The 14,750-nt window shown below is 71.1% G+C and carries 12 protein-coding genes; 3 read left to right on the top strand and 9 right to left on the bottom strand.

Translation table 11 applies throughout. The features are described from left to right. Positions 1-56 precede the first annotated feature (56 nt). The 7 genes from pstS to ACFWZ2_RS18755 all read right to left on the bottom strand — a co-directional run bounded on the left by pstS (position 57) and on the right by ACFWZ2_RS18755 (position 7,783). On the bottom strand, positions 57-1,184 hold the full coding sequence (pstS, locus tag ACFWZ2_RS18785; RefSeq protein ID WP_384546948.1) for a phosphate ABC transporter substrate-binding protein PstS: 1,128 nt from the start codon (positions 1,182-1,184) through the stop codon (positions 57-59). Positions 1,185-1,404: 220 nt separating this feature from the next. Next, positions 1,405-1,857: an NUDIX hydrolase gene (locus ACFWZ2_RS18780; RefSeq protein WP_384546945.1), complete on the bottom strand. Its 453-nt coding sequence runs from the start codon at positions 1,855-1,857 to the stop codon at positions 1,405-1,407. Further along, positions 1,854-2,942 (bottom strand): CHAD domain-containing protein, encoded by a 1,089-nt coding sequence (locus tag ACFWZ2_RS18775; protein WP_384546943.1) that lies wholly within the window; start codon positions 2,940-2,942, stop codon positions 1,854-1,856. Before ACFWZ2_RS18775 ends, ACFWZ2_RS18780 begins: the two co-directional genes overlap by 4 nt. Continuing rightward, complete coding sequence (locus tag ACFWZ2_RS18770) at positions 2,923-5,295, bottom strand: RNA degradosome polyphosphate kinase (protein ID WP_384546941.1); 2,373 nt, start codon at positions 5,293-5,295, stop codon at positions 2,923-2,925. The genes ACFWZ2_RS18775 and ACFWZ2_RS18770 overlap by 20 nt, the downstream gene beginning before the upstream one ends. A 159-nt stretch (positions 5,296-5,454) precedes the next feature. Continuing rightward, positions 5,455-6,474, bottom strand: coding sequence for a hypothetical protein (locus ACFWZ2_RS18765; protein ID WP_384546939.1), 1,020 nt, complete (start codon positions 6,472-6,474; stop codon positions 5,455-5,457). After that, positions 6,471-7,370 (bottom strand): ABC transporter ATP-binding protein, encoded by a 900-nt coding sequence (locus ACFWZ2_RS18760; RefSeq protein WP_384546937.1) that lies wholly within the window; start codon positions 7,368-7,370, stop codon positions 6,471-6,473. Before ACFWZ2_RS18760 ends, ACFWZ2_RS18765 begins: the two co-directional genes overlap by 4 nt. Then, the gene (locus ACFWZ2_RS18755; RefSeq protein ID WP_384546935.1) at positions 7,367-7,783 is read right to left on the bottom strand and encodes a GntR family transcriptional regulator; all 417 of its coding nucleotides are present in this window, start codon (positions 7,781-7,783) and stop codon (positions 7,367-7,369) included. The genes ACFWZ2_RS18760 and ACFWZ2_RS18755 overlap by 4 nt, the downstream gene beginning before the upstream one ends. A gap of 199 nt (positions 7,784-7,982) precedes the next feature. Here ACFWZ2_RS18755 and ACFWZ2_RS18750 point away from each other — a divergent pair, with 199 nt between their 5' ends. Then, positions 7,983-8,324, top strand: a complete 342-nt coding sequence (locus ACFWZ2_RS18750) for a hypothetical protein (RefSeq protein ID WP_384546933.1) — start codon at positions 7,983-7,985, stop codon at positions 8,322-8,324. 98 nt (positions 8,325-8,422) lie between these two features. Here ACFWZ2_RS18750 and mshD read toward each other — a convergent pair whose 3' ends face one another. Further along, the gene (gene mshD / locus ACFWZ2_RS18745; RefSeq protein ID WP_384546932.1) at positions 8,423-9,364 is read right to left on the bottom strand and encodes a mycothiol synthase; all 942 of its coding nucleotides are present in this window, start codon (positions 9,362-9,364) and stop codon (positions 8,423-8,425) included. A gap of 387 nt (positions 9,365-9,751) precedes the next feature. On the opposite strand from mshD, the gene ACFWZ2_RS18740 reads away from it, so the two are divergent. Together ACFWZ2_RS18740 and ACFWZ2_RS18735 are read left to right on the top strand one after the other, a co-directional pair. Beyond that, complete coding sequence (locus ACFWZ2_RS18740) at positions 9,752-11,575, top strand: bifunctional metallophosphatase/5'-nucleotidase (protein WP_384546930.1); 1,824 nt, start codon at positions 9,752-9,754, stop codon at positions 11,573-11,575. A 128-nt stretch (positions 11,576-11,703) separates the two neighbouring features. Continuing rightward, the gene (locus ACFWZ2_RS18735) at positions 11,704-12,960 is read left to right on the top strand and encodes a DUF2993 domain-containing protein (RefSeq protein ID WP_384546928.1); all 1,257 of its coding nucleotides are present in this window, start codon (positions 11,704-11,706) and stop codon (positions 12,958-12,960) included. 92 nt (positions 12,961-13,052) lie between these two features. On the opposite strand, the gene abc-f is transcribed toward ACFWZ2_RS18735, so the two are convergent. Then, entirely contained in the window at positions 13,053-14,669 is a 1,617-nt protein-coding gene (gene abc-f / locus ACFWZ2_RS18730; RefSeq protein WP_384546926.1) for a ribosomal protection-like ABC-F family protein, read from the bottom strand. Positions 14,670-14,750 lie beyond the last annotated feature (81 nt).

Here is a 14,750-nt window from a genome sequence, read left to right as displayed (position 1 = left end):
CGGACGGTGCGGCCGGCCCGGTGGTGGATACGGGGGGCCGGCCGCACTCGGTTCAGCTAGCTCAGGCTCGCGACGGTGGAGCGGACCTTGGTGATGATCTCGGAGGGGATCGGCGCGTAGTCGTTCTCCTTGAGGACGTTCTGGCCGTCCTCGCTGGCGATGTAGGTCAGGAAGGACTTGGTCGCGGCGAGCGTGTCCTTCTTGTTGCCCTTCTCGCAGACGACCTCGTACGTCACCAGGGTGATCGGGTAGGCGCCCTCGGCGGTGGGCTTGTAGTTCAGCTCCAGGGCGAGGTCCTTGCCCTTGCCGACGACCTTGGCCTCGGAGATGGCCTTGGAGGCGTTGTCGACGGTGGCCTTCACCGGGTCCTTGGCCCCGGTCTTCAGGTCGACGGTCTGGACGCCGTCACCCGCGTAGGAGAGCTCGAAGTAGGAGATGGCACCGGCGGTCTGCTTGACCTGGCCCGCGACACCGGCGGAGCCGTTCGCGGACTGGCCGCCCTTGGCCTCCCAGGACTTGCCCGGCTCGTACGGCCAGGCGCTGGGGGCGGCGCCCTTGAGGTACTTGGTGAAGTTGTCCGTGGTGCCGGACTCGTCCGAGCGGTGGAACGCCTGGATCTTGGTGCTGGGGAGCTTGGCGTCGGGGTTGAGCTTCTCGATCGCCTTGTCGTCCCAGGTCTTGATCTTGTCGTTGAAGATGTCGGCCAGGGTCTTGGCGTCCAGGACGAGGTTGTCCACGCCGGGGACGTTGTAGCCGATGGCGATCGGGCCGCCGACCATCGGCAGGTCGATGGCCTGGCTGTTCGTGCAGATCTTCTTCGACTTCTCGATCTCTTCGGGCTTCAGCGCCGAGTCGGAACCGGCGAACGCGGTCTGGCCCTGCAGGAACGCGGTGATGCCGGCGCCCGAACCCGTCGGGTTGTAGTTCAGCTGCACGTCCTTGCAGTTGGTCGTGTAGACCTTCCGCCAGGCGTCGATCGCGTTCTTCTGCGCGGACGAGCCGGAGGCCGCGAGCTGGCCCTTGGCGTCGTCGCACTTGATGTTGGCGTTGGCGTTGGTCTCCTTGCCGCCACCGCCGTTGCCGCTCGTGTCGTCGGAGCCGCACGCCGTGAGGGCCAGGGCGCCGGAGACGGCGATGGCGCCGAGAGAGAGGGCGCGGAGCCGGTTCTTGCGCTGAAGCTTCACTTTCGGGTCTTCCTTCCGGGAGCCGCCGGCCCTTTGCTGGCGGCGTGCGATGTCGTACGTCGATGCCTTGCGGCGGTATGTCTCGCCAAGACCTCTTCGGTGTCTTGTAAGCCCGAAATTAGGCAGGGCAAGTGAAGCGGCCGATGGGCACGAGTGAACGGGGGGTGAACCTCGGCGGTCGGCCTGGTTAGGCGATGGGCCACGGAAAGTAGCGTGCTGGCTACGCTGGGTTAAGCGTGCTGAGCAGGGCGTCGACCAGCTGGCGGTCGCGGAGCTGCGTGAGGCGGTTGCGGGCCGCGGCCGGGGGCAGCCAGAGGATGCGGTCGACCTCGCGGTTGGGCGTGAAATGGCCCGTCGTGGCCTCGGCGGCCCAGTACGTGACTTCCTTGGGGCGGCCCTGGGCGAGGTAGCGGACCGTGGGCAGCGGGGCGCCCGGGGCGCAGCGGAAGCCCGTCTCCTCCTCGACCTCGCGCAGCGCTCCGGCAAGGGGCTCCTCGGAGCGCTTCAGCTTGCCCTTCGGGTGCGACCAGTCGTCGTACTTGGGCCGGTGGACCAGGCAGATCTCCAGGCCCCCGTCGACGGAGGAGCGGCGCCAGAGGACGCAGCCCGCCGCGCGGACGGTGCCCTTGCCGTTGTTGCCGTTGCCGCCGCTCTCGTCGTCCTTGTACGTCACCGCGTACTCACCGCCTCGTGGAGCCAAGCCTGCTGGAACGCGAACCTCGCCGCCTCGACCTCGTGGCGCTGGTCGGCGTGCAGCACGCCGAGGGCGTACGCCGTGGCCGGGGCGATCCGGGGGGTCCTGGCCGCGTGCGCCGCGGCGGCCGCGGCGGCCGCCGCCTCGCGGTGGACGTTCAGGGCGTGGCTGGCCTCCGTGATGCGGGGGTCCTGGCCCGCGTGGCCGAGGAGGACCTCCTGGGCGTACCGGTGCAGGCGCAGCAGCGAGCGGACCTTCAGCCAGGGGGCGTCCTGGGCGTCCGGGGCGGTGTCCGACGCGAGGCCGTGGACGAGGGCGCCCGCGTTGTAGGGGTGGCCCGCCTGGCCCAGGGGCAGGGCGGAGACGGCCTCGGTGAGGTCCGACTCGGCTTGCGCGGCAAGGGGTTTGAGGTCCTCGCCGGTGCCTCGGAGGGGGACTTCGCTGGCCAGGACCGCGACGTTGTCTGCGACGGCGTGGAAGCGGGAGGAGCCGAAGGCTTGCAGGGCGGTGGAGTGGGCCCTCGTTCGGGCGAGTGTCAGTTGCCGCTCCAGGAGCGCGGCGGCCTTGGCTGCGCCGACCGCCAGGCCGCGAGGGGTGCCCGCCTCCGTATGGGCGCCCTGCACCGGGGGCTGTGCCCACCCGTTCCGCCCTGCGGAACGACTGCCCACAGCGGTCTCTACTGCTGGCGGTGGTACCGGAGGCTGGCCCGACAAGCGGTGGAGGGAGTCCAGGAGGCGGTCCAGGCGGGTGGCGTAGGCGTGTTCCTGGGCCAAGGTGCCGGAGAGCCAGGCCAGTTCGGGGCGCAGGGACGTGGCCCACTCCGGGTCGAGGAGGGGGCGGAACGTGTGCAGGGTGGCGCCGATGCGGCGGGCGGCGCGGCGCAGGGCGCGGGCCGCCTCCAGGGCCTCCTCCGCGCCCTGTGCGTCCGTCGTGGACTCGCGGTGCACCCGCAGCGCGCGGAGGAACTCCGTCGCCTGGGCCTGGAGGTGGGCGGCGAGGAGTTCGCCCGCGTCCCCTCCGGGGCCCGTCCCCGTACCCGTCATCTCATGGTGTTGCTGTGCCACGCCGGCGCCTCCGGGCGTCTATGAGCATCTCCTGTACGTTCCGCAGGGGCTGGCCTTCCGGGTCCACCGAGTGGCGGGTCCAGTTGCCGTCCGCGCCCAGGTGCCAGGAGGCGGTGGTGTCCGACATGCCGGTCTCCAGGAGCCGGCTGAGGGCCGCACGGTGCGCCGGGTCCTGGACCCGGACCAGTGCCTCGATGCGGCGGTCGAGATTGCGGTGCATCATGTCGGCGCTGCCGATCCACACCTCCGGTTCGCCGCCGTTGCCGAAGGCGAAGACGCGGGAGTGTTCCAGGAAGCGGCCGAGCACGGACCGTACGCGAATGTTCTCCGAGAGCCCCACGACGCCGGGCCGCACCGCGCAGATGCCGCGTACCCACACGTCCACCTCGACGCCGGCCTGCGACGCCCGGTACAGCGCGTCGATCACGGCCTCGTCGACCATCGAGTTGACCTTGATGCGGACGTAGGCGGGGCGGCCCGCGCGGTGGTGCTGCATCTCCTTGTTGATGCGGGAGACCAGGCCGTCGCGCAGGGACTTGGGGGCCACGAGGAGGCGGCGGTAGGTCTCCCTGCGGGAGTAGCCGGAGAGGCGGTTGAAGAGGTCGGAGAGGTCCGCCCCGACCTCCTGGTTGGAGGTCAGCAGGCCGAGGTCCTCGTAGAGGCGGGCCGTCTTGGGGTGGTAGTTGCCGGTGCCCACGTGCGAGTAGCGGACCAGGGAGTCGCCCTCCTGGCGTACGACGAGGGAGAGCTTGCAGTGGGTCTTCAGGCCGACCAGGCCGTAGACCACGTGGCAGCCGGACTCCTCCAGCTTCCTCGCCCACTTGATGTTGGCCTGCTCGTCGAAGCGGGCCTTGATCTCCACGAGGACGAGGACCTGCTTGCCGGACTCGGCGGCGTCGATGAGCGCGTCGACTATCGGGGAGTCGCCCGAAGTCCGGTACAGCGTCTGCTTGATGGCGAGGACGTCGGGGTCGGCGGCGGCCTGTTCGAGGAAGGCCTGCACCGAGGTGGAGAACGAGTCGTACGGGTGGTGCAGGAGTACGTCGCGTTCGCGAAGGGCGGCGAAGATGTCGGGTGCGGACGCCGACTCGACCTCGGCGAGGTCGCGGTGGGTGCCCGCCACGAACTTGGGGTACTTCAGCTCGGGCCTGTCCAGCTTGGCGATGCTGAAGAGTCCGGTCAGGTCGAGCGGTCCCGGCAGCGGGTACACCTCGGCCTCGCTGATCTTCAGCTCGCGCACCAGCAGGCTGAGGATGTTCGGCTCGATCGACTCCTCGACCTCCAGGCGCACGGGCGGGCCGAAGCGGCGCCGCATGAGCTCCTTCTCCAGGGCCTGGAGCAGGTTCTCGGCGTCGTCCTCCTCGACCTCCAGGTCCTCGTTCCTGGTGAGCCGGAACATGTGGTGCTCCTGGATCTCCATGCCCGGGAAGAGCTCCTGGAGATGCGCGGGCGCGGCGATGACGTCCTCTATGGGGACGTAGCGCTGCGGGGAGGCCTCAAGGAAGCGGGAGAGCAGCGGCGGAACCTTCACGCGTGCGAAGTGCTGGTGGCCGGACACCGGGTTACGCACGACGACGGCGAGGTTCAGGGAGAGCCCAGAGATGTACGGGAAGGGGTGCGCGGGGTCCACGGCCAGCGGGGTGAGGACCGGGAAGATCTGCTGGCGGAAGAGCGTGAAGAGCCGGGACTGCTCCTTCTCGGTCAGTTCGTTCCAGCGGACCAGGTGGATGCCCTCGTCGGCGAGGCCGGGGGCGACGTCGTCCTGGTAGCAGGCGGCGTGCCGGGCCATGAGTTCGCGGGAGCGGTTCCAGATGAGTTCCAGGACCTCGCGGGGCTGCAGGCCCGAGGCCGAACGGGTGGCGACGCCGGTCGCGATGCGGCGCTTGAGACCGGCCACGCGGACCATGAAGAACTCGTCCAGGTTCGAGGCGAAGATCGCCAGGAAATTCGCCCGTTCGAGGAGGGGGGTGTGGGGATCCTCGGCGAGCTCGAGCACGCGCTCGTTGAAGGCGAGCCAGCTGCGCTCCCGGTCCAGGAACCGGCCCTGGGGCAGTTCCGCGCCGTCGTGCCCTATCTGGGCGTCCTCGTCGTACGCGTCGAGATCGGCGTCGATGTCGGGGTCCAGGTCGGAGACCGTGGCGGCGATGGTGTGGGGCCTGTGCGCGGCGATCGAGCCGACGGAGGGCTGGGCGTGCTGGACCTGTCCTTGCGTGTTCGGCTGGCTCATGGACCCATTCTTCCGCGCGGGCATGCCGACGGGCGCGTCGGAGAGCGCGGGAGAGAGGCGGAGCTTCCCGTTCACTGAGGATGGCTTCCCGGTTTCCGGGGAAGGGTCGGGCACGGCGGGCTGCATTGAGTGAGCGTCGCAAGCCTGTCTGAATCGCTGGTTACGGCGACATGACGTGCGGGACATCGACCGACGACCCCCGGGCGTCTACACGGCGGGGGCCGTCGGCCGATCGTACGGTTCAAGCCGATCGTACGGTTCAAGCCGCGCGGCGGCTCGTGGGGTTCAGGCCGTGCGGCGGCGCAGCAGCCGGAACGCGGCGTAGATCGCGGCGGCCGCGAGGGCCAGCACGATGCCGGTCTCCACGAGCTGGAGCGGCCAGAAGTGCGACGCGGGGTGGAACTCGTTGTACCAGCCGGTGACTTGGTGCTCGGCGAGGCACTGCTGGTAGCCCTCCGCCCTGTCCGTGCACAGCGACTCCGGCAGTCGGCCTCCGTCGGCGGTGAGCATGCCCCGGCCCACCGGATAGCCGGAATCGGGGGTGGCCATCGGGTACGGGCGCGACGAGGTGACCGTTTCGGTCGCCCACAAGTGGGCCCGCGCCAGCGGCAGCGCGATCACCGCGCCCGCCGTGACGGCCGCCGCGGCCGCCATCGCGGGCAGCGTGCGGCGCAGCAGCAGCCCGACGAGCGCGCCGATGGCGAGGCCCAGCAGGGCGTATCCGACGCCGACCGTGCCCACCGAGCCGTACATGGCCCGCTCGTACCAGGGCGCCCGGACGTATTCGAGCTCGGGCCCCGTGGTCCACGCCCAGCGCTGGACCGCGGTGAACAGGACGGTTCCCGTCACCACGAGCGCGGCGCACACGGTGAGTCGGGCGGCGAGCCAGCGGGCCGGGGTGACCGACTGCGTCCAGGCCCACTTGTACGTGCCCGACTCCAGGTCCTTCGCGACGAGCGGGCCCGCGACGAACGCCCCGATCAGACAGGGCAGCGCGAGCATGGCCATGCCCGCGTAGTCGAGGTTCCTGCCGAACTGGTACTCGGCGTCGAGATAGCCGCGGACCGATCCGCCGCAGCCCGGCGTGGTGTTCCTGATGACGCAGTCGGTCGCCGTGAACACGTCGGCGGCGTGGGCCACCCACAAGCGGTCGGCGGCCAGCGCGGCGGTGCCGAGTGCGAACAGGCCGACCAGGAACCACAGGGCCGTGCGGTGCTGGCGCAGCACCATGCGGTACGGGCCGGGGAGGGCGAAGGCGGCGCGCAGGCCCGGCCGCTCGGTGGGGGCCGTCGTCGTCGCGGTCACGCGGACACCTCCAGTTCCCGCGGCGTGCTGCCGGGGGAGAGGAGCGGCGGCGCGTCCGGGGTGCGCAGATGGGCCAGCAACAGCTCCTCCAGAGAAGGCTCTTGGACGTCCCAGTCGTCGCCGACCGGTCCTTCGGGGCGGATCAGGGCCGTCAGGCCGCGTCCGGTGGCGCGGGACTCGACGACGATGTGCGGGTGCAGGCGGTCGACCGGGCCGCGTCCGGTGACCAGGCGGTGCGCGCCGATCAGATCGTCGATGCCGCCGCCGAGCCGGACCCGACCGTCGGAGACGAGCAGCAAGTGGTCGCAGGCCTCGGCGAGTTCGCCGATGATGTGCGAGGACATCACGACGGTCGTGCCGTGCTCGGCGGCGACGGCCATGAGCGCGCCCATCAGCTGGTGCCGGGCGAGCGGGTCGAGGTCGGCCATCGGCTCGTCGAGGAGCAGCAGCTCGGCGCGCTTGCCGAGGGCGACGGCGAGCGCGACGCGGGTGCGCTGGCCGCCGGAGAGCGTACGGACGCGGGCTTTCGGGTCGAGTCCTCCGCCGCCCATGACGCGCTCGGCCGCCGCCATGTCCCAGCGGCCCGGGTTGAGTTCGGCGCCGAGCCGCAGGGTGTCCGCGATGGTCAGCTGCGGATAGAGCGGCTTGTCCTGGGCGACGTACGCGACGCGGGCGCGGGCCTTTGCGGGGCTGGTGCCGAGGACGGTGAGCGTGCCGTCGGTGGGGCGGCCGAGGCCCGCGGCCAGGGCGAGCAGGGTCGACTTGCCCGCGCCGTTCGGGCCGACGACCGCGCAGACGCGCCCGGCGGGCAGGCGGAACGCGCAGTCCTTCAGGGCGTCGCGGTGTCGTCCGTAGCGTTTGGTCAGTGCGGTCGCCTCTATGGCGGTGTCGGTCATGTCAAGTCCCCCCTGGTCACATGCTCTTGGGTCTGCGCATCGCTGAACTGTTCTTCCAGTACGGCTGTGAAGAGCGCCGCCACGTCGTCCTTCTCCAGCCCCGCCCGCCTGGCCCGCGCCGCCCACTCGGCGAGCTCCCCCCGGAGCGGCGAATCGGCCGGTGCCGCGCCCAGCGTCCGGCGGACGAACGTGCCGAGGCCGCGCCGTGCCTCGACCAGGCCCTCACGCTCCAGTTCGCGATAGGCCTTCAGCACCGTGTTCGGGTTGATGGCCGTGGCCTCGACGACCTCGCGGGCCGTGGGCAGCTTGTCGCCGGGTTCCAACAGGCCGAGGCGGAGTGCCTGTTGGGTCTGCTGGACGATCTGGAGGTAGGTGGCGACGCCGCTGCGCCGGTCGATGCGGTACTCGACCACTGCCTTCCACCACCCTTTCACTAATTGAGTAGTGAAAGGGTGGTGGAAGGTGGGGCGTGCCGTCAAGTGGGAGGTTGTGCGGGGGTTTCGGGGAGGGCGGCGGCAGCGGCGGAACCGGGTTTCGGGGAGCGGCCGTCGATCTTGTAGCGTCTGCCGCTCAGCATTGACGTGAACACGTACGAAATTCGGGGGTTCCACCATGTCCCAGCAGCGCCAGTCACCCCTGGTGAAGGTCGCCGCCCTGCTCATCGCGGCGGTCGTCGCGGGCGTCTGGATGTACACGAGCCGGGGCAACACCACAGGCCCGGACAGCGAGAGCGCCAAGCAGCCCGCGGCCGCGGAGATCGGTGACTGCGTGCAGAACACGGGGTCGCAGGACAGCCCCGACATGGAGGTCATCGACTGCGGCGACGCCAAGGCCGAGTACAAGGTCGCGAGCCAGGGCCTTGCCGAGTGCGAGCCCGGCCAGTCCCGCTACGAGCAGACGCGGCGCGGGCGGGTGCAGTTCTCCATGTGCCTGACCGAGGTCGGCGCGAAGTAGCGCGGGCGGTACGAGGGCCGTACCCGGGCGGTACGACGAAGGGCGCGGTGTTCCACGGGGGGAACACCGCGCCCTTCGTGGGCTCTTGGGCGGCCGGGTCAGGACTCCGTGCGGTACATCAGGTCCGTCTCGTGCGTGACGAAGCCGAGCCGTTCGTAGACGCTCACGGCCGCCTTGTTGTCCGCGTCCACGTACAGCATCGCCGTCGGCAGACCCGCCTGCGCGAGATGGCGCAGGCCCGTCGTGGTCAGCGCCTTGCCGAGGCCGCCGCCCTGGGCGCCGGGGCGCACCCCCACGACGTACACCTCGCCGAGCCGCTCCTCCGCGTGCACCTTCGTCCAGTGGAAGCCGACCAGTTCGCCGTCGCTCTCGCGCTCGGCGAGGAAGAACCCCGCCGGGTCGAACCACGGCTCCGCCTTGCGGTCGTCCAGGTCGCGCTGGGTCAGCGAACCCTGCTCGGGGTGGTGGGCGAACGCCTCGGCGTTCACCGCGAGCCAGGCCGCGTCGTCCTGGCCGGGGACGAAGGTCCGCACGGAGACACCGTCGGGAAGCACCGGCTCCGGCAGGTCGAGGTCCGCCAACGGGCGCCGCATCTGCCGCAGTTCGCGGAAGAGCGCGAGGCCGAGGACCTGCGCGAGGTGCCGGGCCGCCGCGTGCCCGCCGTGCGCCCACACCCGAAGGCGCCGCCCGGACTCGCCGAGCAGCGCGGAGCCGAGCGCCCTGCCGTGCCCGCGGCCGCGGTGCGCGGGATGCACGACGAGCTCGGCCGCGGGGGCCTCCACCGGGTCGGTGTCCTCCAGCTGCGCGTACCCGACGAGGCGGCCGTCGACGCTCAGCAGCAGATGCCTGACGCCCTCGCGGGCGCCGCCGCGCAGCTGCAGCCTGCCCTGCTCGGAGACCGCCTGCTGACCGTCCGAGCGGGCGGCCTCCGCGAGGAGCCCGAGCACGGCGTCGGCCTGCGCCGCGGTGAGCGCGGCGAGGGTGTCGATCTTGCGGAGGGGAGCGGGGGCGGCGGCCTCGGCGGGGCGGTCGTCAGTCATGTCCCCGAGCGTATTCTGGCGGGGCGGCTTGGGGGTGGGATTGGGGTGTGGGGTTGGTCGCGCTGCGGGCCTGCCCCCCCCCGGCGCGGGGTCGGCTTTGGCTTCGCGCTTGCGCGCTTGTCCTCAAGCGCCGGACGGGCTGATATCGCGCTGCGCGGGCTGAGCGCTCCGCGGGAAGTGCGGTCCGCATCTGCGGGTGCGTCGTGGCTGGTCGCGCCCACGCGGCGGAGCCGCACATGTCACAGGCCCGCGCCCCTTCGGGGCGCGACCCCCAATGGCAATCAGGATGTAACCGGCAACCCTCTGTTGTGCTACGCGCGTTGAACCTAGGCTGCGGGCGGCGGGAACGCCTTCTTGGTCGGATTACTTTCACCCTCAGGGGGACACGTGTCAGCCACACGTCAGCCACGTCGGCCCGGGCGTCGTGCCTATCGGGTGCTTGCGGCGGCCGCATCGCTCGCCACGGTGGGGGCGTTGGCCGCGGCGCTGCCCGCGAGTGCGGGGGCGGAGCATGCAGGTGGGGGCAAGAAGCGCACGGTGGATGTGCAGTTGCTGTCGTTCAACGACTTCCACGGGAATCTGCAGCCGCCGGCCGGGTCGTCGGGGCAGGTGACGGAGAAGCAGGCGGACGGGACCGAGAAGAAGATCGACGCCGGTGGGGCGGAGTACCTCGCCACGTCGCTGCGGACCGCGCGGAAGGGGCACCCCTACAGCGTGACCGCGGCCGCGGGTGACCTCATCGGGGCGAGCCCGCTGCTCTCCGGGCTCTTCCACGACGAGCCCACCGTCGAGGCGATGAACAAGCTCGACCTGGACGTCACCAGCGTCGGCAACCACGAGTTCGACGAGGGGGCCAAGGAGCTGGCCCGGATGCAGAACGGCGGCTGCCACCCCAAGGACGGCTGCTTCGAGAAGGATGCGAAGGGCCAGGGGAAGACATTCGAGGGGGCCGACTACCCCTATCTCGCCGCGAACGTCACCGACGAGAAGAGCGGCAGGCCCATCCTCAAGCCCTACTCGGTGTGGAAGCACAAGGGCGTGAAGATCGGCTTCATCGGCGTGACGCTGGAGGGCACTCCCGACATCGTCTCCGCCGACGGGGTCAAGGGGCTGAAGTTCCACGACGAGATCGAGACCGTCAACAAGTACGCGAAGATCCTCGACAAGCAGGGCGTGAAGTCCATTGTCACGCTCATCCACGAGGGCGGTTCCCCCGCGAGCCAGGCGTACAACTACGACTGCGACTCCCCGGGCGCGGGCGACGGCATCTCCGGGCCGATCACCACCATCGCCAAGGGCATCTCGCCCAAGGTCGACGCCCTCGTCACCGGGCACACGCACGCCGCGTACGTCTGCACGATCCCGGACCCCGCGGGCAATCCGCGCATGGTGACGTCGGCGTCCTCGTTCGGGAAGCTCTACACGGACACCACGCTGACGTACGACCGCAGGACCAAGGACATCGTGCGGACGAGCGTGCGGTCCGCGAACCACGTCGTCAGCCGCGAGCAGGCCAAGGCGCCCGACATGACCTCGCTCATCCAGCGCTGGGACAAGCTGGCCGCGCCCGTCGCCAACAAGCCCGTCGGCTACATCTCCGCGGACATCCCGGGCCGTGGCGCCGGAGTTCCGGAATCCCCGCTCGGCGACCTCATCGCCGACGCACAGCTCGCGCACGCCAAGTCCGTCGATCCGGAAGCCGATCTGGCGCTGATGAACCCGGGCGGCATCCGCTCGGACATCGTGTACAAGGCGAGCGGCAGCGAGGGCGACGGCGTCGTCACCTACGGCGAGGCGTTCACCGTGCAGCCGTTCAGCAACACCGTCAATCTCGTCGACCTGACCGGCGCGCAGCTCGTGACGGCGCTGAAGCAGCAGGTGAGCGGGCCGAACGAGGCCTCGCCGAAGATTCTGCAGATCTCGGACGGGCTCACGTACACGCTGGACATGACCAGGACCGGCGCCGACCGCGTCGTGGCCGACTCCATCAAGCTGAACGGCAAGGCGATCGACCCGGCGGCCACCTACCGCGTCGCGCTGAACTCCTTCCTCGCGGGCGGCGGCGACGGTTTCCCCGAGCTCGGCAAGGGCACGAAGCCGCTCGTCGGCGCGGACGACCTGAAGGCGTTCAACGACTACCTGACCGCCAACTCCTCGGCGGACAGGCCGATCGCGCCCCCGAAGGCCGACCGCATCAAGATCGTGAAGTGACGCAGCTGACGTTCCGGTGAACCGACCCGCTCCGACCTGGGACGGAAGCGACTCAGGTAGTGGCCTAAACCGTTGGTTACCGGGAGTCAGGCTTGGGGTGGGGTGTGAACGTATGGTGAGATCGGCCGATGCGTTCCCCCCACCGCATAGCCGCGCATCCTTCGGATGCGCCTATTGACGACGACCGCTCCGGAGACACCGCTCAGCTTCCGGCTTCCTCGTACAGCAATCCGTACGACGAGCTGGCCGCCCTCGCGCCCAACCCCCTGGAGGAGTTCCTCCACGAGGAGAAGGACGAGCCCGAAGCGGACGCTCCCTGGACGCCGCCCAACCACCGCCGCGGCAGCCGCCGCCGCAACCGCTTCGCGGGTCTGCCGCTCGCCGCGAAGGCCGTCGTCGCCGTCCTCGTCGCCACCGCGTTCCTCGCGCTCGGCGACCGCTGGGCCCTCCTCTACGCCGAGCACGAGGCCGCGGAGAAGCTCAAGGACCAGATGAAGCTGAGCGCGGCGCCCGAGGTGGAGATCGAGGGATTCCCCTTCCTCACCCAGGTGTTCGACAAGCGCGTCGACAAGGTGAAGGTGACCGTCCCCGACGTCGCCGCCGACCGGATCTCCCTCGCCAAGGTCTCCGCGACCGCCACGGACGTGACGATCGACGGGGACGGGCCGACCTCCTTCACCGGCGCCCTCATCGGCGAGATGAACGGCGAGGTGCTGCTCTCCTTCGAGGACCTCAACCGCGAACTGGGCGCCTCCCAGGTCACGTTCACCGGCCACGGCCGCGACCAGGTCCTCGCACGCGGCACGCTGCCCGTCGCCGGGCACGACCTGAAGGTGCGCGCCGACGCCCGCATCCAGCGCAACGGCGAGCGCGGCATCTCCACCGACATCGGCGGCATGAGCCTGCAACTGGGCGACCTGGCGACGTACCGGCCAGGGACGCGCGAGAAGGAGGGCCTGCACCTGTCGCGCAGCTCCGCCGAACGCGTCAGCGAGGAGACGGCGAAGGCGAAGGCGCTCCTGTCCGTCCCCGCGATCGTCGAGCGGCTCGGCGTCCCCGACTCCGTGGTCCGCGAGGCACTGCAGAGCGACGCCAAGCTGAACGAGCTGACCGGTGCGCCGCGGTTCGTGAACGACGTGATGGGCCTCAACCTCATCGACGTGGCGATGGGCCACCCCTGGCTGCTCAAGAAGCTCGGCCTCGACCCCGCCCTGCTCAAGGGCCTCTCCGAACTCACCCGCCCCGTCCTCGCCGACCGCCTCACCCTCGCCTTCCAGCTCCCGAAGCTGCCGGGCGAGGGGACGATGGCGCTGCAGGACGTGAGCGTGGAGAAGGAGGGGATCAGGGTGCGGATCGCGGGGTCGGGTATCGGGCTCGGCCGCTAGGCCGGGCCCCGTCAGGGGCGCGGGGCTCTGACATGTGCGGCTCCGCCGCGTGGGCGCGCCCAACCACAGTGCGCCCGCAGCCAGGAACGCACCTACTCCCGCCGCCCGTCGCGCAGCGACAGCCGTTCACCCCGAAATCGGTCCCGCAGCCGCCGGTCATGGCTGACGACCACCACCGTGCCCCGGTACCGCGCAAGCGCCACCTCCAGGTCCTCGACCAGCGCGGGGGAGAGATGGTTGGTCGGCTCGTCGAGGAGGAGCAGATCCAGCGGACGCGTGACGAGCCGGGCCAGCTCCAGGCGCCGCCGCTGCCCCACGGAGAGCGCGCGCACGGGCAGCCCGAGGTCCGCCGCGCGGAAGAGGCCGAGGCCGAGCAGCTCGTCGTGCCGCTCGGCGCCGCCGAACGCGTCGAGCACCGAACGTCCGTCCCGCGACGGCCAGTTGTCCTGTCGCAGGAGCCCGACCCGGGCCGGTCGCCGGACCTCGCCCGACGCCGGTGCCAGCTCCCCGGCGAGCACCCGGAGCAGCGTCGACTTGCCTGCCCCGTTGGGCCCGGTGACCAGCAGCCGCCCGCCCGCGCCGATCGTCAGCGTGCCCTCGATGTCGAGCCGTCCCGGTACGCGTACGCCGGTGAGCGCCACGTCGCCCGCGGCCCCGCCGTCGACGTGCGCGGTGAAGCGCAGGGGCCGCGGGGGCGGCGGCACCGGGTTCTCGGTGAGGCGCTGCAGCCGCTCGCGGGCGTTGCGGATCCGGCCCATCGCGCCATGCGCACGTGACCTCGCGCGGAAGGCACCGGCCCCGCTGAAGGCGGCGGGAGCCTTGCGCGGGATCGCGGAGAGCAGCCCGATGTTGGAGTCGGCGAGCGCGGAGTGCCGGGCGACTTCGGCGCGCCACTCCTCGTACTCCCGTTCCTTGCGGGCCCGTTCGGCGGCCTTGGCGGTCAAGTGGCCCGCGTAGCCGTTGCCGTAGCGGCGTACGGTCCGTGCGTCGCCGTCCACCTCCAGGATCGTCGTCGCGACGCGGTCGAGGAACGCGCGGTCGTGGGTGACCGCGACCACCGTGCCGCGGTGGGCGAGCAGATGGTCCTCCAGCCAGCGCACGGCCTTGTCGTCGAGGTCGTTCGTGGGCTCGTCGAGGAGCAGCAGCTCGGGAGCGGCGGCGAGGGTGCCCGCGAGGGCGAGACGGGAGCGCTGCCCGCCGGAGAGCGTGGCCAGCGGCCGTGCGCGGTCCAGCGGCGCCCGCTCGCCGAGGTGGCGCAGGGTGACCTCGACGCGCCGGTCGGCGTCGTGCCCGCCGCGCGCGTCGAACTCGGCGACCAGGGTGGCGTACTGGTCGTACGCCGCGGGGTCCGCGCCATCGAGGGACGACCCGGCGGCCCCGATCCGCCGTTCCAGGGACCGCAGTTCGGCGAGTGCCGTGTCGATCGCGTCGCCGACCGTCGCGGTGTCCGGCAGGCCGGGGGTCTGGGCGAGGTGCCCGATGCCGCCGGGGGCGGTGACGGTGAGGGTGCCGTTGTCCGGGGGCTCCTGCCCGGCGATGAGCCGCAGCAGGGTGGACTTCCCCGAGCCGTTGTCCCCGATGACGCCCGCCCGTTCGCCGGGGCGGACGGCGAAGGAGACGCGGTCGAGGACCACGCGCTCCTCGTAACGCTTGGTGAGGTCGGTGAGGGTGAGCTGGGAGACGGCGGGCGAGGCGGTGACTGGGTACAAGTAGGTCCTCTTCGGTGGGCGGCAGGGCGGTGACTCTTTGGTGAGACGACGCGTCTCGCTTGAAAGAATGTAGCGCTTCGC

This window comes from Streptomyces sp. NPDC059002, from assembly GCF_042740435.1.
Classification (GTDB): domain Bacteria; phylum Actinomycetota; class Actinomycetes; order Streptomycetales; family Streptomycetaceae; genus Streptomyces.
The sequence above is the reverse complement of the archived record's forward strand: the minus strand, read 5'-3'. Positions and strand labels throughout refer to the sequence as shown.